A 20636-nucleotide genomic window follows, 5' to 3' on the forward strand; every position below is an offset into this window, starting at 1 on the left:
CGTGTTCGTGGTCCGGAGACTGTGGCTGTCAGATCACACAGTGCGTTGCGCATCGGCGAGTTTGTCCCGATGCAGGCGCGACGTGAGCCTCAGTATGGTGGGATGCATGGGGTGGCGCCAGCGCTTCCGGACTGGCATGCACCAAGCGACGTCAGGGTGGTGCCTTCGCAACAGTTCGGCGTCGATCTGATCGGGCGTGTAACTGACTGTTTGCGGGTCGATCCGAGTCCACGGTGCGCAGCGCATCGGGTCGTTTGGGATGCGCCTGGTAGCGCTGTCGGCAAACCGTTCCTGGATGTGCCGTGTTCGATCGACTTGCTGTCGAGGACTGGTGCCGTGGCAGCTTGTTGAACGCTGTACTGCGTCTCGCTACTCCAGTCCACCCGTTGGTCATTGCGGAGGTCTGTGTGCACCCCGTTGAGCTGCGCATCAGGCGAATCGACAGCGAGTCGGCGAGGTGCAGGTCGCTCGCAAAACTCCCCGGCCATTGGCGGCAGGGGAGCACGAGAACCTGGAACTCAGCCGCGCGCGTGGTCGCGCGCCTTGCCCACTTCACTCTGTACCTTGCCGGCGTTCTTCTGCATCTTGCCTTCGACTTCCTTCAGCTTGTTGCCGGTGACCTTGCCGGCGACTTCCTTGATGGTGCCCTTGATCTGGTTCTTGGCGCCTTCGGTGCGATTCTTGTCCATCGTTGACTCCGCAGTAGGGATGCCCTCAAGTGGGCATCGCCAAACTGCGCGCGGGCCGGTGGCGTGCAAGTGAAAATTGAGCGGGCGTGCTCTCTATCATTTAGGTAGCGGACGGGTTGTATGCCGAAGCCTGTAGCGGCGATCGCGCGTCCCGTTCGGGCTGGGCGCGCTTGGTGCTTTTACAGCGGGAACACGCGCACCGCGACATGTCCTTCGTCTGTCTGCTGGCGGCGACGGCGTGGTCCGCATAGGTGCGCCGAGTGGCGACCCTCGACTGCGCTGCGCGCTCAGTACCAGCCCAGATAGAGGGTGGTCACGCCCCAGGTGTCGATCAGGCCATGCGCGAGGATCATCGCCCACAGGTTGCGCCTGGAGCGCAGATAGGCATAGCCGAACATCGTGCCGACCACGCCGGTCAGCAGGATGCCGGACGCGCCTTGCGCGGCGTGCATCAGGCCGAACACCACGCCACCGGCCAGCGCGGCGATCCAGCGGCCGCCGCGCAGCCGACCCAGCAGGGCATCGAGCTGATGCATGAGGAAGGCACGGAACACCAGTTCTTCGCCAAGCGCCGCGCTCAGCCATGCTGCTCCGATCAGGTGAAGGGTGGCGTCGACGTTGCCCTTCAGTGCGCCGTAGGCGCTGTAGTCGGTCTTGTGCCCGGTGATGGTGTCGATCAGCGGTTGCAGCACCGGTGTGATGAAGCCGACGGTCAACAACACGAGCAGCGCTGTCCAGCCGATCACGGACACCAGGCGAGGGCGTGCGACGCCGCAGGCCTTGGAGGAACGTGTCTCGATCCAGACCAGGCAAAGACCGAGCAGGCCGACCACGGGCATGCGCCACAGAAACGGGAGCCATGCATAGGACGCCAGCGCGAGCATCGCGGCGCTGAGCGCGATGCGCAGCAGCGGGTGACGCATGAAGGAGGTGTTGGACGTCGCGTGGGTGTTGCCTTGCGCGGAGTGCTGCATGCCTGGCCTGGAAGGAAGCGGGCATTCAGCCTAGCGAGCATGCGCCATCGAGCACTGTGCCAAAGGCCATGTAGACCAATGCAATGCGGCGCGTCGTAGGGAGCGTGCAGATGCCAGCATCGCGCGTCGCCCGCGGCAAGCGCTGGCGACGTAATAAAGGCGCGGACGCGTCAGTCCGCGCGCAATCCGAAGTGGCGAGTGGCGACTATGCGCCCGCCGTTTGACACTCGAACACGCTGATGCTGCGCGGCGGCGCCAGGAACTCGCTGGCGCCGGCCGGCATGCTGTCGACCTGCAGCGCGTCGTCGGTGGACAGCACCAGCTTCCAGTGCAATTCCTCTTCCGAGGACGGCAGCACGAAGCTCACGCCCTCGTGGTAGGCGTTGATGACGATCAGCAAGGTATGGTCGTTGGCCAGTTCCTTGACGCCGGAGGTCTGCGCCTTGCCTTCCAACAACAGTCCGACCGAGCGTGCGCCGGCATCGGTCCAGTGCGCATCGTCCATCTCGGTGCCGCCGGGGTTGAGCCAGGTGAGGTCGCGAACGCCGGCTTCTTCGTTGTACTGGCCGTTGAGGAAGCGGCCACGGGTCAGGATCGGGTAACGCTGGCGCAGCGCGCTCAGCGCCTTGACGAAGGCGGTCAGGCGGCCCTCGGTGGGGTCGCGCTCCCAGTCGATCCAGGTGATCTCGTTGTCCTGGCAGTAGGTGTTGTTGTTGCCGCCCTGGGTTTGCGCGCGCTCATCGCCGGCGAGCAGCATCGGCGTGCCCTGCGCGAGTAGCAGCGTGGCCAGCAGATTCTTCATCTGCCTCTCGCGCAGTTGCAGGATGCCGGCGTCGTCGGTCTCGCCTTCGGCGCCGTAGTTGCAGGAGCTGTCGTGGTCCGAGCCGTCGCGGTTGTCCTCGCCGTTGGCCGCGTTGTGCTTTTCGTTGTAGCTGACCAGGTCGTGCAGGGTGAAGCCGTCGTGTGCGGTGATGAAGTTCACCGAGGCCCACGGCCGGCGCCCGCGCCGGTCGAACAGATCGGCCGAGCCGGTGAAGCGGGTGGCGAACTCGGCGAGCTTGCCCTCGTCGCCCTTCCAGAACGCGCGGGCGTTGTCGCGGAACTTGTCGTTCCATTCCGACCAGCCGGGCGGGAAGTGGCCGACCTGGTAGCCGCCGGGGCCGCAATCCCAGGGTTCGGCAATCAGCTTGACCTGCGACAGCAGCGGATCCTGGTTGCAGGCGTCGAGGAAACCGCCGCGCTGGTCGAAGCCGGTGGGTTCGCGACCGAGGATGGTGGCCAGATCGAAACGGAAGCCGTCCACGTGCATCTCGCCGGCCCAGTAGCGCAGCGAGTCGTTGACGAACTGGATCACCCGCGAGTTGCTCAGGTTGAGCGTGTTGCCGGTGCCGGTGTCGTTGATGTAGTAGCGCTTGTCCTCGGCCAGCCGGTAGTAGCTGGCATTGTCGATGCCGCGGAAGGAGAGGGTGGGGCCCAGCTCGCTGCCTTCGGCGGTGTGGTTGTAGACCACGTCGAGGATCACCTCCAGGCTCTGGCGGTGCAGCGCCTTGACCATGTCGCGGAACTCGTCGCGGTGGCCGCTGGCCAGGTAGCGCGACTTGATCGCGAAGAAGCCCAGCGTGTTGTAGCCCCAGTAGTTGCGCAGGTCCTTGTCGAGCAGGTGTTGGTCGTCGAGGTAAGCGTGGACCGGCAGCAGTTCCACCGCGCTGACGCCCAGTTCCTTGATGTAGCGCAGCACCGGCTCCTGGGCCAGCCCGGCGCAGGTGCCGCGCAGCTCGTCCGGCACCTGCGGGTGGCGCATGGTGTAGCCGCGGACGTGGGTCTCGTAGACCAGGGTCTCGCTCCACGGCGTCATCAGGCGCTGGTCGTCCTCCCAGTCGTAGGTGTCCTCGACCACGACGCACTTGGGCATGAACGGCGCACTGTCGCGCTCGTCGAAACTGAGGTCGCCGTCCGGGTGGCCGACCGTGTAGCCGTACAGTTCGTCGGCCCAGATCAGGTCGCCCTCGAGTTCGCGCGCGTACGGGTCCAGCAGCAGCTTGTTGGGATTGAAGCGGTGGCCTTCGCTGGGTTCATAGGGGCCGTGCACGCGATAGCCGTAGCGCTGGCCGGGCTTCACGTCGGGCAGGTAGCCGTGCCAGATTTCGTTGGTGTATTCGGGCAGGTCCAGGCGCGTTTCGGTGCCGGCCTCGTCGAACAGGCACAGCTCCACGCGCGTGGCGTGCGCCGAGAACAGCGCGAAGTTGGTGCCCTGGCCGTCGAACACGGCGCCGCGGGGGAAGGGGCGCCCTTCGCGGATGCGCGAGGGGGTGGCATAGGCGGCGCTGGTCGGGTGACGCATCGGCAGGCTCTCGGCCGGCACGCCGGCAGTAGGGGAGGGAGAGCGGAAGCATTGACGCGGAGGCCGTGCAGGACGCGTTACGGGGTCCCGAGGATGGCGTGAGGATGCGGGCATTGCCGCGAATGCAGCGACCCACGCAGCCACGCCGTGGCGCCGTTGCGTGGGCGGATTTCGCGAAACCGTCGCGGCCCGGTCCAGTGGGCCGCGGGCGCGACCTGGCCTGACCTGCTCAGCGCGGCAGGTCGAACAGCAGGAACTCGCTGTCCTGGGCATCGGCGAACTGCAGGCTGGCCTCGTCGATCGCCTGGATCGCGTCGCCGGCCTGCAGGGTCTGGCCGTTGACGCTCAGCGTGCCGCGCACCACCTGCACATAGGCGCCGCGCCCGGCCGCCAGCGGGTAGTCCAGGCGCGCATCGCCGTCGAGGATCGAGGCGTAGATGCGCGCGTCCTGGTGGATGCGCACCGCGCCGTCCTCGCCCTGCGGGGCGGCGATCAGGCGCAGCTGGCCGCGCTTGCTGTCGGGGGCGAAATGCTTCTCCTCGTAGCCCGGATCGATCCCGGCGCGCTCGGGCATCACCCAGATCTGCAGGAAGTGCACCGGCTCACTGGCGGAGTGGTTGAACTCGCTGTGGGTGACGCCGGAGCCGGCGCTCATGCGCTGCACGTCGCCGTAGCGCAGCACCGAACCGTTGCCCATGCTGTCCTTGTGCTCCAGCGCGCCCTCGACCACGTAGGACAGGATCTCCATGTCGCGATGGGCGTGGGTGCCGAAGCCCTGGCCCGGCTGCACGCGGTCCTCGTTGATCACCCGCAGCGGCCCGAAGCCCATGTGGCGCGGGTCGTGGTAGTGGCCGAAGGAGAAGGTGTGGCGCGAGGACAGCCAGCCGTGTTCGGCGCGGCCACGGGTGTTGGCGGGGCGGATCTGCAGCATGGGAGGCTCCTTGGTGGCGTTGATGTGCAAGTGGATCGAAAGCGCCGGTTGGCATGATTTCGCGAGAGATCCGGCTTGGAAACAAGTATCCGCGCTGTCGCCGGGTTTGAAAAACGGATAGATTCGGCATCCATCATCGAAAAATTCGAATGCTCAAGCTCAGCCTCGATGCCCTGCAGATCCTCGACGCCATCGACCGTCGCGGCTCGTTCTCGGCCGCCGGCAAGGCGCTGCACAAGGTGCCGTCGACCATCTCCTACACCGTCGCCAAGCTGGAGGAGGACCTGGGCGTGCAACTGTTCGAGCGGATCGGGCCGAAGGCGGTGCCGACCGCCGCGGGGGCCGAACTGCTGCGCGAGGGCCGTCACCTGCTGCGCGCCGCTGGCGACCTGGAACTGCGCGTGCGCCGCGTGGCCTCCGGCTGGGAGACCGAGTTCGCGCTGGGCCTGGATGCGGTGTTCGCGCCGGAATGCCTGGCGCAGGACATGGCGGCGTTCTATGCGGTTGCCGACCAGACCCGGCTGCGGGTGGTGCAGGAATCGCTGTCCGGCACCTGGGAGGCGCTGCTGGACCGGCGGGTGGATCTGCTGGTCGGGGCGGCCGGCGAAGGGCCCAGCGGCGGCGGCTACGTGACCGAGCCGCTGGGCACGCTTCCGTTCGTGTTCGCGGTCGCGCCCAGTCACCCGCTGGCGCAGGCGGCGGAACCGCTCAGCCGCAGCCAGCTGAGCGCACATCGCGCGATCGCGGTGGCGGACTCGGCGCGGCGTTTGCTGCCGCGCACGGTCGGGCTGCTGTTCGGCCAGGACGCGCTGACCGTGCCGGACATGCGCAGCAAGTACCGGCTGCAACTGGCCGGGCTCGGCTTCGGTTTCCTGCCCGAGCCCTATGCGCGCGCGGCGCTGGCGCGCGGCACGCTGGTGCGCAAGACGGTGGAGGAGCCGAAGCCGGACGAGGTGTTCCAACTGGCCTGGCGCAGCGGCGAGGAGGGCGCGGCGCTGGCCTGGTGGCGCGCGCGCATGCGCCAGCCGGGCGTGTTCGCGGCATGGCTGGAGCAGATGGCGGCGCGGCTGGACGAGGGCGTGTGAGGCACGTTGGACACCGGCAATACGTGCCGCAGGGCGACGATGGATGGGTCTGTTCCGCCGGTGATGCCGTGATGCCTGCGCGCGCGGTGGGCGACCGGAGGATAATGCGCGGCATCTTCTTCTTTCCACCCGCCACGCCATGCAGGACCTGATTGCGCGCTATGGACTCGGGCTGGTGTTCGTCAACGTCCTGGCCTTGTCGCTGGGCCTGCCGGTGCCGGCGCTGCCCACGTTGATCCTGGTCGGGGCGACCTATGCGCTGCTCGATGGCGCGGCGATGTGGAGTGCGTTGCTGGGCGCCTTGTCGGTGTCGATCGCGGCGAGCTTGCTCGGCGATCTGCTGTGGTTCGGCGCCGGCCGCCGTTACGGCAATCGCACGCTGCAGTCGCTGTGTCGGCTGTCGCTGTCGCGCGACACCTGCATGAAGCGCACCGAACGCTTCTATGCGCGCTGGGGCGTGCGCGTGCTGGCGGTGGCCAAGTTCGTGCCGGGCCTGTCGATGGTATCGGTGCCGATGGCCGGCGCGATGCGCGTGCGTCCGACGGCCTTCCTGCGCTACGACGCGCTGGGCGCGGCCTTGTGGGCGGGTGTCGGGTTGTTGCTGGGGCTGTGCTTCGCCGACCAGGTGCAGGACTTGCTGGACTGGCTGAGCCTGCTCGGCAGGCGCGCGGCGCTGCTGCTGGCCGGTCTGCTGGCGCTGTACGTCGGCTACCGCGCCTGGCGCCGGCATACGCTGCGCAAGGCGATGGAGATGCAGCGTATCGACGTCGACGAACTGCACGCGCTGCTGCAGGGCGAGGCGCCGCCGCTGCTGCTGGACATTCGCGCTCCCGGCTACCGTACGCTGGAGCCGTTCGCCATTCCCGGCGCGCTGGAAGTGGACGATCGCCAGGTCGATGCGCTCGTCGCGCGCTTGCCGCGCGACCGCCGGATCGTCATCTACTGCGCCTGCCCGAACGAGGTCTCGGCCGCGATACTGGCCAAGCGTCTGCGCCAGCACGCATTCGAAGGCGTGCTGCCGCTGCGCGGTGGCCTGGATGCGTGGCGTGCGGCGGGCCATCCGCTGGTTGCGCTGGACGCTGCGGCTGCCGTGGCGCCGCCGCCGAAGGGCGACACGATCGCGGCGTGAGTCGGTGTGGCGGAGGCGTCATGTGTGCCGATGGCGCCTGCGATGCACGGCCCTGCGTGCGCGTCGGCTGATGCAGGCGGGTGCGTTGTCCTCAGGCGCGTGCGGGCGGCTGTGCACGGCAGGGCAAGTTGTGCGGTCATGCGCTTGATCCTCTTGCCTGTGCCGTCTGCGCCTCGCTGATGCGGCGACCTGCTGCAATGGGCGAGGTTCACGTCGTGACGTTCACTTGCCGTGTCTTGCCTTGCGGTTGGATGCGCAGATGATGAATCGACAGAACGAATCGACAGCACGACCGGCGCGGCCAGCGTGTGTCTGCGGCGACGACCTCGCACGGCGTGCGCCGAAGCGACTCCTCATCCTCAACCTCATCCTTGGAGACAGCCATGCACATCGATCTATCCGGTAAAACCGCCCTCGTCACCGGCTCCACCGCCGGCATCGGTTTCGGCATTGCCAAGGGCCTGGCCGCGGCGGGCGCCGAGGTCGCGCTGAACGGCCGCGACCAGGCCCGCACCGATGCCGCGGTGGCTACCCTCAGGCGCGACCTCGCCAATGCCCGCGTGCGGGCCGTAGTGGGCGACGTGGCGACCGCGGCCGGCTGCGAGGCGATCGTCGCGACGCTTCCCGCGGTCGACATTCTGGTCAACAACGCCGGCATCTTCGGCATGCAGGACTTCTTCGAGACGCCCGACGCGGAATGGGAGCGCTTCCTGGCGGTGAACGTGCTGTCCGGCGTGCGGCTTTCCCGCGCGTATCTGCCGGCGATGGCGGACAAGGGGTGGGGGCGTGTGCTCTTCGTCTCCTCCGAGTCCGGGCTCAACATTCCCGTCGAGATGATTCACTACGGCGTGACCAAGACCGCCGATCTCGCCCTGTCGCGCGGGCTGGCCAAGCGCATGGCCGGCACCGGCGTCACCGTGAATGCCATCCTGCCCGGGCCGACGCTGACGGAAGGCGTCGCCGCCATGTTGTCCGACCAGGTGCAACAGTCCGGCAAACCTCTGGACGAGGTGGCTGCCGACTTCGTCAAGGCGCATCGCGCCAGCTCGATCATCCGCCGCGCCGCGACGGTGGAAGAGGTCGCCAATCTCTGCGTGTACGTCGCCTCGCCGCAAGCGTCCGCGACCACCGGTGCGGCGCTGCGCGTGGATGGCGGCGTGGTGGATACCATCGCCTGAGCCGGGCAGGGGTCTCTGCATTCGCGTACGCGAGGCCGAGGCGGCGCGCGCCGCCGCCTCGCAATATCTGGCGGATCGCCGGCGCTGGAGTTGAAGTGCCGATGCGCGAGGCGGTGCCGTGATCGGCACATCTTCCGTGTGCATGCCTCACTCGTCGTTGCGCGCGTCGTGCAATCGGAATCACGCAGGCAAAAAAAACGACAAGCGCTGGCTTGTCGTTTTTGATCTGACTGGTGCGCCCGGAGAGATTCGAACTCCCGACCGCCTGGTTCGTAGCCAGGTACTCTATCCAACTGAGCTACGGGCGCGTTGTCAGGCGCGGGATTATTCACGAGTTGCGGCGATTCGTCTACACCTGCGTGTCGACGGCATGACGAATCGCGAACGAGTGCGCTCCCGGAGCGGTCTCGATGCGATCGCCTCGCCGCGGCAGGGCAAAAAAAAACGACAAGCGGTGGCTTGTCGTTTTTCATCTGACTGGTGCGCCCGGAGAGATTCGAACTCCCGACCGCCTGGTTCGTAGCCAGGTACTCTATCCAACTGAGCTACGGGCGCGTCGTCAGGAGCGGAATTATGCGGGAGTCGATCAGGCCCGTCAATGCTCTTTCCGAAAAATTTCACCGATCCCCGGCGAGCAACGCCGCGGCCACCGCCGCAGGCCGCTTCATCCAGGCGAAATGGTCGGCGGCCACGCCCAGTTGCGTGGCGTCCAGGCAGCGGATCTGCGGCGCCGGCGTGGCCAGCTTGTCGAGCAGACCGCGCAGCGAGCTCTCCGGCGCCAGCCAGTCGTCTTGCAGCACCACGCCGCGCGCCGGCAGTGTCAGATGCGCCAGTTGCGCCTCCAGGTCGATCGCCAGGCCGGCCGCGGCGTAGCGGCCGCTCCGGCCGACGCGCGCCCAATCGGCGATCAGGCCGCGCGCTTCGGTGCCGCCGAAGCCCAGGCGGCGTCCATGCAGCACGCCCTGCCGCTGCGCCAGCCATGGCAGCAAGCGGTACGCCAGCGGCAGCAGATAGCCGCGCGGTGCGGGGAAACGGCGCCAGTACGGCGTGCCGCTGGCGACCAGCCACAGCGCGGCGAAGGCCTGTGGTTGCAGGCTGGCGTGGCAGCAGGCGAGCTGTCCGCCGAGGCTGTGGCCGCCGACGAGCAGCGGCGCCGCGATCCCACACCCGGCGATCGCCGCCTGGCTGGCGGGCAGGTCCAGTTGCAGCAGGGCGCGATAGCCCCAGTCGCACTGCCGCGACGGCCGCAGCGTGCTGCTGCCGTTGCCGCGCCATTCGTGCAGGAACACCGCGACGCCGTGTGCGGCCAGCGCTTCGGCGAACGGCAAGTAGTGGCGCGCAGCCACGCCCAGCGCCGGCAGCCACAGCAGCGCCTGCCGCGGCGCGTCGGGAAGGCGCGCCAGCAAGCTCCAGCGATGGCCGTCGGCCGCGGCGACGGGCAGGGCGTGCTCGGCGATCGCCGTCGCGGCGATGGGCGCTGCGCTCATGGGCCGCGCGCCGCGCCGAAGTGGTCCAGCACCGTCACGTCGCTGCGGCCGGGCCGGTAACTGCCGCGCAGGGCGCGCGCCACATAGTCGATCGCCGCTTCGCAGGCGGCCGGCAAGGCCAGGCCCTGGCACAGCTGTGCGGCGATCGCCGCGGCCAGGGTGCAGCCGGTGCCGTGCGCGTCCAGCGGCAGACGCGCATGGCTGAACTCGCTGCGGCTGACGCCGTCGTCGTAGCGGTCGATCACCCGCTGGCCTTCCTGCAGGTGGCCGCCCTTGAGCAGCACCGCCTGCGCGCCCGCCTCCAGCAGCGCGGCGGTGGCGTGCTCGGCGTCGTCGGCGGTGTCGATCGGGCGGCCGAGCAGCAACTGCGCTTCCGGCACGTTCGGCGTCACCAGCGTCGCCAGCGGCAGCAGGCGCTTGCGCAGCGCGTCCAGGGCATCGTCCTGCAGCAGCTTGGCGCCGCTGGTGGCCACCATCACCGGGTCCAGCACCACCCACGGTGGGCGATATTCTTCCAGCGCATCGGCGACCAGGTGGATCACCTCGGCGTTGGCGAGCATGCCGAGCTTGACCGCGGCGATGTCGAAGTCGGCGAAGCAGGCATCGATCTGTGCGCGCAGGAACGACAGCGGCGGCACGTGTACCGCGGTGACGCCGCGGGTGTGCTGTGCGGTCAGCGCGGCGGCCGCCGCCAGCCCGTGCACGCGGTGCGCGGCGAAGGTCTTGAGGTCGGCCTGGATGCCGGCGCCGCCGCCGGAATCGGTGCCGGCGATGCTCAGTGCGGAGACGACGGTGGGTTCGCTCATGCGCCGATTGTGCAGGGCCGGCGCGGGTTATGCACTCGGCCGCGCCTTCAGCGCTCGCGGCTGCGGTAGTGCGCCTGCAGCGCGTACAGCGTGCCGACCGTGCCGGTCAGCAGGGCGGGGCCGAGCAGGGCGTCGAAGCCGACCTGCCGGTAGGCCCAGGCGCCGAGCACGCCGCCGCACAAAAAACCGCCGATGATCAGCAGGCTCAGGCGGATGCGCCGGCGCGGCAGCGGCAGGCCGCGCAGCGCCTGGCCCACGCCGATGCCGAGGTCGGTGAACATGCCGGTGAGATGGGTGGTGCGCACCACCGCGCCGCTGTAGATGGTGGTGGTGGCGTTCTGCAGGCCGCAGGCGATCGCCGCGAGCACGGCGCCGGCGAGTTGCTGCTGCTTGAACGCCTGCATCGCCGCCAGCAGCAGCAGCGCTTCCAGCGCCAGCGCCACGCCGTAGCGGCGGCTCAGGCGCAGGCGGCTGTCCTGCACGATGAAGCCGCCGAGCATCGATCCGCCGAGGAAGGCCAGGACCACGCCGACCAGTTGCGCGATCGCGCGGGCGTCGCCATCGGCCAACGCCGCGCCGAGCAGGGTAGTGGTGCCGGTGAGGTGGGTGACCGCCTGATGTTCGAAGCCGAGATAGCCGACCACGTTGACCATGCCGGCGACCGCGGCCAGCGTGCCGGCGAAGGCCCAGGCCCAGCGGGGCAGTTCCAGGTTCATGCCGCGCGCGGTGCGGCCGCGGCGCGGCGCCCGTGATGTGCGGCCGCCCCGGCACGCCGCCAGTGGCACCTGACCGCAGCCATCTCAACGTGCGCCGTTGACCGCGATCTCGGAGAAGCTGGCGCTCGCCGGGTCGTAGACCGCGCCCCAGAAACGGTTGCCGCCGCCGCAGGCCTTGACCGCGTCGACCGTGGGGTCGCGCTCGCTGCTGTCGTCCGGCGCGAAGGCGTTGACGTAGATCGCCTGCTTGCCGCGGTACAGGATGCCGACGTACTGGCGATCGGACGCGGTGGGGTCGGCGATCTGCGGCTGCAGTTGCGCCAGGTGCGCTTCCAGTTGCGCGATCTGCTCCGGGGTCGGAATCCAGTAGCCGGTGACCGCGCCGTCCTGGCGCGCCGGGCTGTCGCGCGAGCAGGTGTCCAGCACCTGCGTCGCGGTGCTGTTGCGGGTGACGATCCACGACTGCCCGGCCTTGACCGCGGTCGGCACCATGGCCGGCCCGCGCGCGGTGGCGCAGGCGCCGAGCAGGGCCATGGCCAGCGCCATGCCTGCCAGGCGCACGCCGGCCGCCGCGTTCACAGGACCTCCGAGGCGTAGTCGGCCAGGCGCGAGCGCTCGCCGCGGCGCAGGGTGATGTGCGCGCTGTGCGGCCAGGCCTTGAAGCGGTCCACCGCGTAGGTCAGGCCGGAGGTGGTCTCGGTCAGGTACGGCGTGTCGATCTGTTCGACGTTGCCCAGGCACACGATCTTGGTGCCGGGGCCGGCACGGGTGATCAGCGTCTTCATCTGCTTCGGGGTCAGGTTCTGCGCCTCGTCCAGAATCAGGTAGCGCGACAGGAAGGTGCGCCCGCGCATGAAGTTCATCGAGCGGATCTTGATGCGGCTGGCGAGCAGGTCGTTGGTGGCCTGGCGGCCCCAGGTGCCGCCTTCCTGGGTGTGGGTGAGCACTTCCAGGTTGTCGGTGAGCGCGCCCATCCACGGCGTCATCTTCTCTTCCTCGGTGCCGGGCAAAAAGCCGATGTCCTCGCCGACGCTGACCGTGGCGCGGGTCATGATGATCTCGCGGTAGCGCTGCTGGTCCATGGTCTGCGCCAGGCCCGCGGCCAGCGCCAGCAGGGTCTTGCCGGTGCCGGCGGTGCCGAGCAGGGTGACGAAGTCGATTTCCGGGTCCATCAGTGCGTTGAGCGCGAAGTTCTGCTCGCGGTTGCGCGCGGCGATGCCCCACACCGCGTGCTGGCCGCTGCGGAAGTCGTCGACCAGCGCCAGCGTCGCCTTGCGCTCGGCGTTGACCTTGACCACGCGCAGTTCCACTTCGTCTTCGCCCGGCAGGTACAGGTACTGGTTCGGATACCAGTCCTCGTCGGCGGCCAGGGCGATCTCGTAGCAGGTGCGGCCCTTGTCGCTCCAACTGCGCAGGTCCTGGTTGTGCTTCTGCCAGAAATCCTCCGGCAGTTCGATCGCGCCGGTGTAGAGCAGGCTGAAATCGTCGAGCGCGCGGTCGTTCTCGTAATCCTCGGCGACCAGGCCGCTGATCGCCGCCTTGATCCGCAGGTTGATGTCCTTGGACACCAGGATCACCGGGATTTCCGGCTGCTCCTCGCGCAGCGCCAGCACCGCGGCAAGGATCTTGTTGTCCGGGGCCACGCTGCCGAAGCTGCGCCCCGGCTCGACCGGGCGCACCTGGAAGTACAGCCGGCCGATGGCGCCGGTGCTCTTGAGCTGGATGCCCTGCGGATGGCTGAGCGGAATGCCGGATTCGATCTGCTCGGCGCCGGCGCCCTCGATCAGCTCGTTGAGGAAACGGCTGACCTGGCGCGCGTTGCGGCTGACTTCGGACATGCCCTTCTTGGCATTGTCCAGTTCCTCGATCACCTGCATCGGCAGGAACACGTCGTGTTCCTCGAACTTGAACAGCGCGGTCGGATCGTGCATCAGCACGTTGGTATCCAGCACGTAGATGCGCTTGCCTCGGGTCATCATGGATTCCTGAAAGAGGAGCAGGGACGCGCCATCGCTGCCTGCGGGGCAGGGCGATACGGGGTGCGGGAAACGGCGGTGATCACTGCTGGGCGGCGGCCTGCAGCGCGTCGAGCACGGCCTGGGCGTGGCCGGGAACCTTGACCTTGCGCCAGCTGCGGACCAGCTGGCCGGTCGGCGAGAGCAGGAAGGTGCTGCGCTCGATGCCCAGCACCTGGCGGCCGTACATGTTCTTTTCCTTGATCACGTCGAAGGCGCGGCACAGCGCCTCGTCGGCATCGCTGACCAGTGCGAAGCGGAAGCCCTGCTTGGCGCAGAAGTTGTCGTGCGACTTCACCGAGTCGCGCGACACGCCGAGCACGGTGGCGCCGGCCTGTTCGAACTGCGGCAGCAGTGCGTTGAACTCGATGCCCTCGGTGGTGCAGCCGGGCGTGCTGTCCTTCGGGTAGAAATACAGCACCCGCCAGCGGCCGGCGTAATCGCCGAGCGTGGCGCTGGCGCCGCCTGACAGCGCCAGCGGCAAGGCCAGCGTGGTGCGGTCCAGGGTGTCGCCGTCCTTCATGGTGTGTCCTCCGCGTGCATCGCCATCATCTGCGTTCGATTGCGTCGGTGTCCAGCGCGGCGCACTCAGAACTTCATGGGATCCATGATCGCGTCCAGGTTGAGGTGGTCGCAGAACTCGAGGAAGTCGTCGCGCAGCGCGGCGATGTGCATGTTCGCCGGCACGCCGATCGTCACCTGCGCCGAGAACATCTCCGCGCCGGTCTGCATGGCGCGGTAGCGCGTGCTCTGCAGGTTCTCGATGGTGATGCCCTGGCGGTCGAAGAAGTCGGCAAGCTGGAACAGGATGCCCGGTTTGTCGGCGGCGATGACTTCGACGATGTACGGCAGCAGATTGGACTGCGCCTGCTTGGCGCCGGTGCGGTACCACACCAGCTTCATGCCTTCCTCGCGGTCGAGGCGGGTGAGCATGGCTTCGAGCTTGGCCACCGAATCCCACGAGCCGGTCGCCAGCGCGGTCACCGACACGTCGCGGCCGACCGTGGCCAGGCGCGCATCGACGAGATTGCAGCCGCTGTCGGCGATGCGACGCGTCACCGGCAACAAGGGCGACTCCGGATGCGTCGTGTAGGCGTTGATCAGGAGGTGGTTTTCGGTCGGCGCGGGCCGGGGCGTGGTGTCGGTCAAAGGGGCTTCCGGCATTGCGTAAGGCTGAACGGCATCCGGGCGGTCGCCCGGCATGGTGTGCAGCATACTTGCCCGCGCTTTCGGGCCGCAAGTAACATGCGGGGCGACCCTGCCCCGCGTGCGGGGCCGACCCGTCCGCGCAGCCTGCGCGGCCCTCTTCTCCCAGCGAGCACCCGGCATCTTGTCCCTCTCCGGCATCATCACCGCCCTGGCCACGCCCTTCCAGGGCAATGGCGACCTCGACCTCGACGCCTGGCAGCGGCTGCTCAAACGCCAGCTCGACGGCGGCGTGCAGGGGCTGGTGGTGGCGGGATCGACCGGCGAGGCGGCCACGCTGCTGGACGAGGAGTACGACCGGATCCTGCGCGAGGCGGTGCAGGCGATCGGCGGGCGCGTACCGGTGCTGGCCGGGACCGGCCTGTCCGGCACCGCCAAGACCGTGGCGCTGACCCAGCGCGCCGCCGCCGGTGGCGCGCAGTACGCGCTGGTGGTGACGCCGCCGTACGTGCGCCCGACCCAGGCGGGGCTGATCGCGCATTACACCGCGGTCGCCGAACAGGGCGGCCTGCCGGTGGTGTTGTACAACGTGCCCGGCCGCACCGGCTGCGACCTGCTGCCGGAGACCGTGGCGCAACTGGCGCAGCATCCGAACATCGTCGGCATCAAGGAAGCCGTGAGCGACCCGCAGCGCATCGCCGCGCTGGCGGCCCTGCGCAGCGACCACTTCGCGGTGTTCAGCGGCGACGACGGCAGCGCTGCGCAGGCGATGCTGGCCGGCTTCGACGGGCTGATCTCGGTGGCCTCCAATGCCTTGCCGCGCGCCTACCGGCGGCTGTGCGACCTGGCACGCGCGCGCCAGGCCGAACCCGCGCAGGCCTGGGACGCGCGGCTGCAGCCGTTCCATGCGTTCTGCGGCATCGAATCCAACCCGATCCCGGTCAAGGCGCTGTTGCAGCGCGCCGGGATCGGCCATGGCCTGCGGCTGCCGCTGCTGCCGTTGTCCGCGGCGCACCACGCCACGGCCGACCGACTTGCCGCCGACGCTGCCGCGTTGGAAGACCTATCCAGCCGCGAAACGCTCGCGGCCTGACTCCAGGAGATTGATTGATGCGTGCTTCCGTTCCCTACGTCCGCGTGCTGTCGGCCGCCGTGCTGGCGACCACCCTGGTCGCGGCCACCAGCGGTTGCAGCTGGTTCCACAAGGGCAAGCCGCGCGGCGACTACGCGCTGGCGCCCGACATGCGTCCGCTGGAAGTGCCGCCGGATCTGACCTCGCCCGATACCTCGGCGGCGATGAAGGTGCCGGCGCTGGCCTCGGCGCAGCGTCCTGCGGCCCCGGCCGGCCAGGCCCCGGCGGCCTCGAACAGCGGCTTCGTGGTGCCGGGCGCGCGCGACCAGGTGTTCGGCCAGGTCGGCGACGCGCTGGGCGGCATCGAAGGCGTCACCATCGCCAGCCGCGCGCAACTGCTGGGCTCCTACGACGTGGCCTACGAAGGCAGCAACTTCCTGGTGCGCGTGGTGGCGGTGGATGCCGGCGTGTACGTCTCGGCGGTGGACCCGCGCGGCCTGCCGGCCACCGGCGAAGCGCCGGTCAAGCTGATCGCGGCGCTGAAGGCCAAGCTGGGTCACTGAGCCGAGCCGGTGTGGTCCGGCGCCTGCGCCGGATCTGCTGCAGAACGCGAAACGGGCGCCCAGTGCGCCCGTTTTCGTTCGGCAAGAACACTGCGCTGCTTCTTTGTGGATGCAAGGAGCGGCGTTGGCCGCGATGGGCTCTGCGAGATGCGCGTGGCGTCTGATTCAAACAAGGCAATAAGAGCCGCTCCTTGCTTCTGCGCGCCGTACCCTCACCCCAACCCCTCTCCCGAGGGGAGAGGGGCTTCGGCTTCTCCCTTCTCCCGCCGGGAGAAGGTGCCCCGAAGGGGTGGATGAGGGTACGGGCGAAGCCTCGCGTCCTACCAGGGTTTAATCACGTGTCCGGTTGCACTGAGGCAAAGCGAGTTGGAGGCGCCCTGAAGCCGCCGCTTGTATGGACTGATCGGCGGGCAGTACCCGGGCAGAATCCGCGGCGGGATTACTTCTGCAGCAGCGGCAGCTTGTTCGGCTTGCCGTCCCACTCGGCGGCGTCGGGCAGCGGTTCCTGGCGCGTGGTCAGGACCGGCCAGGCCTTGGCCAGTTCCGCGTTGAGCGCGACGAAGCCTTCCTGGCCGGCCGGCACGTCGTCTTCGGGGTAGATGGCGTTGGCCGGGCATTCCGGCTCGCACAGGGTGCAGTCGATGCACTCGTCCGGATCGATCACCAGGAAGTTCGGGCCGGCGTGGAAGCAATCCACGGGGCACACTTCCACGCAGTCGGTGTATTTGCACTTGATGCAGTTTTCGGTGACGACGAAAGGCATGGCGGGATCCGGCGATTAACCCGGTAATTCTAATGCAAAGCGGCCGCTGCCGCCGTGTGTGCGGGGCAGCGGGGCAGGAGGCGGGCGGCGCGCGCGGCTCAGCCGGCCAGGCCGCCGTGCTGCTGTGCCAGCCGATACAGGCCGCGCGCGGCCAGATCCTCGGGGTGGGTGCGCACGCGGCTGCCGAGCGCGGCCAGCGCATGCGCATAGCGCGTCAGCAGGCCGCTGCCGCCGACCAGGTGCACCACCGGCGGCAAGGTGGGGTGCGCGCGCAGTTCGTGGCCGATCAGCAGGCCGGACAGATACGACGGTGCCGCGGCGGCGCTCAGGCGTTCGAACAGGCCCAGGCTGCGCACGCCGAACAGATGGTGCAGCACCCCGCCGGGGTCGCCGCTGCGCTGCACGCCGGCGTCGAACGCGGCCGCATCGAAGACGCCGTCGTCGGCGTCCATCAGCCGCGCCAGCAGGCTGTGCGTGCGCAGCAGCGCGTACAGCTCGCCGGTCATCATCGTCGCCAGCGAGGCGATGCGCCCGTCCTGCAGGGTCACCCACTTGCTGTGGGTGCCGGGCAGGCAGACGTGGTGGATCTCGGTCGTCGGCGGTTCCTGCGCGAGCAACGCGAGCAGGCCGATCAGCTGCGTCTCCTCGCCGCGCATCACGTCCGGCACGGCGTCGGCGTCGCTGGCCACGCCGGGTACGAACCACAGCGTGCGGCCGGGCAGGGCCGGATCCTGTAGCGGCTGCATCGCCGCGGCCAGGGCGGCAGCGTCGGCCGGGCAGGGCGCGTACGGCAGTTCGATCCAGCCGTTGCGGCTGCCGATCATCCCGCACAGGACGACGTCGCCGTCCCAGCCGTCGATCAGGGCGGCCAGGGTCGCGGCGAAGCGGCCCTGGCAGGCGGCGATGCCCTGGTCGCTGCGGTGCTGGTCGAGAATGCCGCCGTCGGCGTCGAGCCGATAGCCGCGCAGGCTGCTGGTTCCCCAATCGACGACGATCATGCGCTGGCGATGCGTCCTTCGGGCAGGCCGGCGATGCCGACCGCGGCCACGTACACGCCGCCGGCCTGCGGCGTGCGTGCCAGTTCGTCCTCGCTGTGATCCTGCCGCGAGGTGCTCAGGTACAACGTGCCGCCGTCGGTGCCGCCGAGGGCGGGGCAGGTGGGATGCTTGACCGGCAGGGCGACGCGCCGCTCGACGCTGCCGTCGGGGCGGTAGCGCACCACCTGCCAGGCGCGCCATTGCGCGTTCCACAGGTGGCCTTCTGCGTCGACGATGGCGCCGTCCGGCTCGGCGCCGGCATGGTCCAGTTCGGCGAACACGCGGCTGTTGGCGGTGTGCGCGCTGTCCGGGTCGTAGTCGCAGCACAGGATGCGCGGTTGCACCGAGTCGCAGTAGTACAGGGTGCGGCCGTCGGCGCTGAAGCAGATCGCGTTGGGAATGGCCACGCCCGGCAGCGGCAGGCGGCGCAGGCCGTGGCGCGCCGACCATTGGTAGAAGCTGCCGACCGGCGCCTGGTCCTCGCGTTCGCTCATGGTGCCGAATACGAAGTTGCCGTGGCGATCGGCGCGGCCGTCGTTGCTGCGGGTGTCGTCGCGCTCCGGTTCCACGTCCGCCAGGTGCTGCAGCGGCAACGCGCCGTCGGTCTCGGCGGCGGCATCCGGATCGGCCGCGTACACGCCCTTGGCCAGCGCCAGCAGCAGGCGGCCGTCGTCGAACAGGCCCAGGCAGCCGGGACGATCGGGCAGGTCCCAATGCCGGCTGACGTTGCTGGACGGATCGTGGCGCCACAGGCGGCGGCCGCTGATGTCGACCCAGAACAGCACGCCGCGGCGCTCGCACCACAGCATGCCCTCACCGTGCGCACAGCGGCTGTCCACCGCCAGCGTGGCGGTGTGGCGGGGCGGAAGAGAGGTGTTCATCGGCTCACCACTCGGCGATGCTGCCGTCGGCGTGACGCCAGATGGGGTTGTGCCAGTCGGGTGGGTTGGCGTTGGCATGGCGCAGGCGCTCCTCGTCGATCTCCACGCCGAGGCCCGGTTTGGGCAATGCGGCGATGCTGCCGCCATTGTCGCAGGCGAAGTCGTCCTTGTTGAGCACGTAGTCGAGCAGGTCGGCGCCTTCGTTGTAGTGGATGCCGATGCTCTGTTCCTGCAGCACCGCGTTGTGCGAGACGAAATCCACCTGCAGGCAGGCGGCCAGCGCCACCGGGCCGAGCGGGCAGTGCGGCGCCAGGCCGACCTCGTAGGCCTCGGCCATGCTGGCGATCTTCAGGCATTCGGTGATGCCGCCGGCGTGCGAGAGATCCGGCTGCAGCAGCGACAGGCCGCCGGCCTGCAGCACCGGCTTGAAGTCGAAGCGCGAGAACATGCGCTCGCCGGCCGCCAGCGGGATCGGCGTGGACGCGGCCAGCCGCGGGTAGTACTCGGCCTGCTCGGGCAGCACCGGCTCCTCGACGAACAGTGGCTTGAACGGCTCCAGTTCGCGCAGCAGCACGCGCGCCATCGGCGCGGCGACGCGGCCGTGGAAGTCGATGCCGAAGTCGATGGCGGTGCCGAACGCCTCGCGGATCTGCGCCACCTTGGCCACCGCCGCATCCACCGCGCGCGGGCCGTCGATCAGCTTCATTTCCTCGGTGCCGTTGAACTTGAAGGTGTCGAAGCCGAGGTCGCGGTAGCCCTGGATCTGCGCGATGGTCGCCGCCGGGCGGTCGCCGCCGACCCAGCGGTAGGTCTTCATGCGGTCGCGCACGCGCCCGCCGAGCAGTTCGTACACCGGCACGCCCAGCGCCTTGCCCTTGATGTCCCACAGCGCCTGGTCGATGCCGGCGATGGCGCTCATCAGGATCGGGCCGCCGCGGTAGAAGCCGCCGCGGTAGAGCATCTGCCAGATGTCGTTGATCCGCGCCGGGTCCTTGCCGATCAGGCTGTCGCCGAGTTCGCGCACCGCGGCCTCGACGCTGCGCGCGCGGCCTTCGATGACCGGCTCGCCCCAGCCGGTGATGCCCTCGTCGGTCTCGATCTTCAGGAACAGCCAGCGCGGCGCGGCGTGGTAGGTGGTGAGGCGGACGATCTTCATGCGCGGTCCAGATAGGCGTGGCGGAAGGCGGCGGCGTGCGCCTGGGTCTGTGCGAGCGACTGGCCGGGGCGGTACAGCTCGCCGCCGATGCCGGCGCCGATCGCGCCCGCGCCGAGGTAGTCGTGCAGGGTCTCGGTGTTGACGCCGCCGACTACGAACAGCGGCACCTGCGCCGGCAGCACCGCGCGCAGGGCGCGCACGTGGCCGGGGCCGTAGGTGGCGGCGGGGAACAGCTTGAGCATCTGCGCGCCGGCATCCAGCGCGTCGAACGCCTCGGTGGCGGTGGCGAAGCCGGCCACCACCTGCAGGCCGCGCGCCACCGCGTGGCGGATCACCGGCGGGCGCGTGTTGGGGGTGACGATGAAGCGCGCGCCCAGATCGGCCAGGGCGTCGACGTCGCCGATCTGCAGCACGGTGCCGCCGCCGATCCAGCAGCGCTGCCCGAACGCCTGCGCGGCCGGGCCGATGCTGTCGGCCCAGCGCGGCGAGTTGAGCGGGATCTCGATCGCGTCGTAGCCGGCATCGGCCAGCGCCCCGACGTGCGCCAGCGCGTCCTCGGGGGTGAGGCCGCGCAGGATCGCGATCAGCGGGAGTCGGAACGGGGAAGCGGCGGACATCGGAATACCTGGCGGAAACGACGGTGACGGAGGCGCCGGGCCAGCGCGAC

General features: G+C 69.3%; 21 protein-coding genes and 2 tRNA genes. 5 read left to right on the forward strand and 18 right to left on the reverse strand.

Annotated features, from left to right (window positions below):
• Window positions 1–518: 518 nt before the first annotated feature.
• The 4 genes from SLW55_RS13530 to SLW55_RS13545 form a co-directional block, all read right to left on the reverse strand.
• Complete coding sequence (locus SLW55_RS13530; protein ID WP_017914264.1) at window positions 519–689, reverse strand: CsbD family protein; 171 nt, start codon at window positions 687–689, stop codon at window positions 519–521.
• A gap of 287 nt (window positions 690–976) precedes the next feature.
• Entirely contained in the window at window positions 977–1528 is a 552-nt protein-coding gene (locus SLW55_RS13535) for a CPBP family intramembrane glutamic endopeptidase (RefSeq protein ID WP_267116726.1), read from the reverse strand.
• 340 nt (window positions 1529–1868) lie between these two features.
• A complete protein-coding gene (glgX, locus tag SLW55_RS13540; RefSeq protein ID WP_320745280.1) occupies window positions 1869–4004 on the reverse strand; it encodes a glycogen debranching protein GlgX in 2136 nt (711 codons plus the stop codon).
• A gap of 229 nt (window positions 4005–4233) precedes the next feature.
• Window positions 4234–4935, reverse strand: coding sequence for a pirin family protein (locus SLW55_RS13545; RefSeq protein ID WP_152239236.1), 702 nt, complete (start codon window positions 4933–4935; stop codon window positions 4234–4236).
• Between the two features lie 149 nt (window positions 4936–5084).
• Here SLW55_RS13545 and SLW55_RS13550 point away from each other — a divergent pair, with 149 nt between their 5' ends.
• From SLW55_RS13550 to SLW55_RS13560, 3 genes are all read left to right on the forward strand, one after another.
• Complete coding sequence (locus SLW55_RS13550) at window positions 5085–6020, forward strand: LysR substrate-binding domain-containing protein (protein ID WP_320745281.1); 936 nt, start codon at window positions 5085–5087, stop codon at window positions 6018–6020.
• 139 nt (window positions 6021–6159) lie between these two features.
• A complete protein-coding gene (locus tag SLW55_RS13555; RefSeq protein WP_320745282.1) occupies window positions 6160–7149 on the forward strand; it encodes a DedA family protein/thiosulfate sulfurtransferase GlpE in 990 nt (329 codons plus the stop codon).
• 383 nt (window positions 7150–7532) lie between these two features.
• Window positions 7533–8327 (forward strand): SDR family oxidoreductase, encoded by a 795-nt coding sequence (locus SLW55_RS13560; protein ID WP_320745283.1) that lies wholly within the window; start codon window positions 7533–7535, stop codon window positions 8325–8327.
• Window positions 8328–8558: 231 nt separating this feature from the next.
• On the opposite strand, the gene SLW55_RS13565 is transcribed toward SLW55_RS13560, so the two are convergent.
• The 9 genes from SLW55_RS13565 to SLW55_RS13605 all read right to left on the reverse strand — a co-directional run bounded on the left by SLW55_RS13565 (window position 8559) and on the right by SLW55_RS13605 (window position 14515).
• Window positions 8559–8635 (reverse strand) — tRNA-Arg (locus SLW55_RS13565).
• 170 nt (window positions 8636–8805) lie between these two features.
• A tRNA-Arg gene (locus tag SLW55_RS13570) sits at window positions 8806–8882 on the reverse strand.
• A 62-nt stretch (window positions 8883–8944) separates the two neighbouring features.
• Window positions 8945–9814, reverse strand: coding sequence for an alpha/beta fold hydrolase (locus SLW55_RS13575; RefSeq protein WP_150409710.1), 870 nt, complete (start codon window positions 9812–9814; stop codon window positions 8945–8947).
• Window positions 9811–10620 (reverse strand): bifunctional hydroxymethylpyrimidine kinase/phosphomethylpyrimidine kinase, encoded by an 810-nt coding sequence (thiD, locus tag SLW55_RS13580; RefSeq protein ID WP_320745284.1) that lies wholly within the window; start codon window positions 10618–10620, stop codon window positions 9811–9813. The genes SLW55_RS13575 and thiD overlap by 4 nt, the downstream gene beginning before the upstream one ends.
• Window positions 10621–10667: 47 nt before the next feature.
• The gene (locus SLW55_RS13585; protein WP_320745285.1) at window positions 10668–11336 is read right to left on the reverse strand and encodes a YoaK family protein; all 669 of its coding nucleotides are present in this window, start codon (window positions 11334–11336) and stop codon (window positions 10668–10670) included.
• 84 nt (window positions 11337–11420) lie between these two features.
• Window positions 11421–11882, reverse strand: a complete 462-nt coding sequence (locus SLW55_RS13590) for a hypothetical protein (protein ID WP_052250903.1) — start codon at window positions 11880–11882, stop codon at window positions 11421–11423.
• Window positions 11883–11911: 29 nt separating this feature from the next.
• Window positions 11912–13312: a PhoH family protein gene (locus SLW55_RS13595; RefSeq protein ID WP_026144466.1), complete on the reverse strand. Its 1401-nt coding sequence runs from the start codon at window positions 13310–13312 to the stop codon at window positions 11912–11914.
• Window positions 13313–13394: 82 nt separating this feature from the next.
• On the reverse strand, window positions 13395–13874 hold the full coding sequence (locus tag SLW55_RS13600; protein WP_320745286.1) for a peroxiredoxin: 480 nt from the start codon (window positions 13872–13874) through the stop codon (window positions 13395–13397).
• A gap of 65 nt (window positions 13875–13939) precedes the next feature.
• Window positions 13940–14515 (reverse strand): glycine cleavage system protein R, encoded by a 576-nt coding sequence (locus SLW55_RS13605; protein WP_087943489.1) that lies wholly within the window; start codon window positions 14513–14515, stop codon window positions 13940–13942.
• Between the two features lie 166 nt (window positions 14516–14681).
• On the opposite strand from SLW55_RS13605, the gene dapA reads away from it, so the two are divergent.
• Both dapA and SLW55_RS13615 read left to right on the forward strand, forming a co-directional pair.
• Entirely contained in the window at window positions 14682–15590 is a 909-nt protein-coding gene (gene dapA / locus SLW55_RS13610; RefSeq protein ID WP_295911513.1) for a 4-hydroxy-tetrahydrodipicolinate synthase, read from the forward strand.
• Window positions 15591–15607: 17 nt separating this feature from the next.
• Entirely contained in the window at window positions 15608–16132 is a 525-nt protein-coding gene (locus SLW55_RS13615; protein WP_048489026.1) for a hypothetical protein, read from the forward strand.
• A gap of 439 nt (window positions 16133–16571) precedes the next feature.
• Here SLW55_RS13615 and fdxA read toward each other — a convergent pair whose 3' ends face one another.
• The 5 genes from fdxA to SLW55_RS13640 form a co-directional block, all read right to left on the reverse strand.
• Window positions 16572–16895 (reverse strand): ferredoxin FdxA, encoded by a 324-nt coding sequence (gene fdxA / locus SLW55_RS13620; RefSeq protein ID WP_017909525.1) that lies wholly within the window; start codon window positions 16893–16895, stop codon window positions 16572–16574.
• Window positions 16896–16993: 98 nt separating this feature from the next.
• Window positions 16994–17893 (reverse strand): 2-dehydro-3-deoxygalactonokinase, encoded by a 900-nt coding sequence (locus SLW55_RS13625; RefSeq protein WP_320745287.1) that lies wholly within the window; start codon window positions 17891–17893, stop codon window positions 16994–16996.
• Window positions 17890–18813 carry an SMP-30/gluconolactonase/LRE family protein gene (locus SLW55_RS13630; protein WP_320745288.1) on the reverse strand — a complete coding sequence of 308 codons (924 nt, stop codon included), beginning with the start codon at window positions 18811–18813 and terminating at the stop codon, window positions 17890–17892. The genes SLW55_RS13625 and SLW55_RS13630 overlap by 4 nt, the downstream gene beginning before the upstream one ends.
• A gap of 4 nt (window positions 18814–18817) precedes the next feature.
• Complete coding sequence (gene dgoD, locus SLW55_RS13635; protein WP_017913163.1) at window positions 18818–19969, reverse strand: galactonate dehydratase; 1152 nt, start codon at window positions 19967–19969, stop codon at window positions 18818–18820.
• Window positions 19966–20586 carry a 2-dehydro-3-deoxy-6-phosphogalactonate aldolase gene (locus tag SLW55_RS13640; RefSeq protein WP_041500105.1) on the reverse strand — a complete coding sequence of 207 codons (621 nt, stop codon included), beginning with the start codon at window positions 20584–20586 and terminating at the stop codon, window positions 19966–19968. Before SLW55_RS13640 ends, dgoD begins: the two co-directional genes overlap by 4 nt.
• Window positions 20587–20636: the final 50 nt, after the last annotated feature.

This window comes from Xanthomonas sp. LF06-19 (genome assembly GCF_034105425.1).
GTDB classification, from domain to species: domain Bacteria; phylum Pseudomonadota; class Gammaproteobacteria; order Xanthomonadales; family Xanthomonadaceae; genus Xanthomonas_A; species Xanthomonas_A sontii.

Coding starts and splice junctions, on each gene's coding strand:
- SLW55_RS13530 (WP_017914264.1), bottom strand. CDS start 689: ATGGACAAGAATCGCACCGAAGGCGCCAAGAACCAGATCAAGGGCACC.
- SLW55_RS13535 (WP_267116726.1), bottom strand. CDS start 1,528: ATGCCCGTGGTCGGCCTGCTCGGTCTTTGCCTGGTCTGGATCGAGACA.
- glgX (WP_320745280.1), bottom strand. CDS start 4,004: ATGCGTCACCCGACCAGCGCCGCCTATGCCACCCCCTCGCGCATCCGC.
- SLW55_RS13545 (WP_152239236.1), bottom strand. CDS start 4,935: ATGCTGCAGATCCGCCCCGCCAACACCCGTGGCCGCGCCGAACACGGC.
- SLW55_RS13550 (WP_320745281.1), top strand. CDS start 5,085: ATGCTCAAGCTCAGCCTCGATGCCCTGCAGATCCTCGACGCCATCGAC.
- SLW55_RS13555 (WP_320745282.1), top strand. CDS start 6,160: ATGCAGGACCTGATTGCGCGCTATGGACTCGGGCTGGTGTTCGTCAAC.
- SLW55_RS13560 (WP_320745283.1), top strand. CDS start 7,533: ATGCACATCGATCTATCCGGTAAAACCGCCCTCGTCACCGGCTCCACC.
- SLW55_RS13575 (WP_150409710.1), bottom strand. CDS start 9,814: ATGAGCGCAGCGCCCATCGCCGCGACGGCGATCGCCGAGCACGCCCTG.
- thiD (WP_320745284.1), bottom strand. CDS start 10,620: ATGAGCGAACCCACCGTCGTCTCCGCACTGAGCATCGCCGGCACCGAT.
- SLW55_RS13585 (WP_320745285.1), bottom strand. CDS start 11,336: ATGAACCTGGAACTGCCCCGCTGGGCCTGGGCCTTCGCCGGCACGCTG.
- SLW55_RS13590 (WP_052250903.1), bottom strand. CDS start 11,882: ATGGCGCTGGCCATGGCCCTGCTCGGCGCCTGCGCCACCGCGCGCGGG.
- SLW55_RS13595 (WP_026144466.1), bottom strand. CDS start 13,312: ATGACCCGAGGCAAGCGCATCTACGTGCTGGATACCAACGTGCTGATG.
- SLW55_RS13600 (WP_320745286.1), bottom strand. CDS start 13,874: ATGAAGGACGGCGACACCCTGGACCGCACCACGCTGGCCTTGCCGCTG.
- SLW55_RS13605 (WP_087943489.1), bottom strand. CDS start 14,515: ATGCCGGAAGCCCCTTTGACCGACACCACGCCCCGGCCCGCGCCGACC.
- SLW55_RS13615 (WP_048489026.1), top strand. CDS start 15,608: ATGCGTGCTTCCGTTCCCTACGTCCGCGTGCTGTCGGCCGCCGTGCTG.
- fdxA (WP_017909525.1), bottom strand. CDS start 16,895: ATGCCTTTCGTCGTCACCGAAAACTGCATCAAGTGCAAATACACCGAC.
- SLW55_RS13625 (WP_320745287.1), bottom strand. CDS start 17,893: ATGATCGTCGTCGATTGGGGAACCAGCAGCCTGCGCGGCTATCGGCTC.
- SLW55_RS13630 (WP_320745288.1), bottom strand. CDS start 18,813: ATGAACACCTCTCTTCCGCCCCGCCACACCGCCACGCTGGCGGTGGAC.
- dgoD (WP_017913163.1), bottom strand. CDS start 19,969: ATGAAGATCGTCCGCCTCACCACCTACCACGCCGCGCCGCGCTGGCTG.
- SLW55_RS13640 (WP_041500105.1), bottom strand. CDS start 20,586: ATGTCCGCCGCTTCCCCGTTCCGACTCCCGCTGATCGCGATCCTGCGC.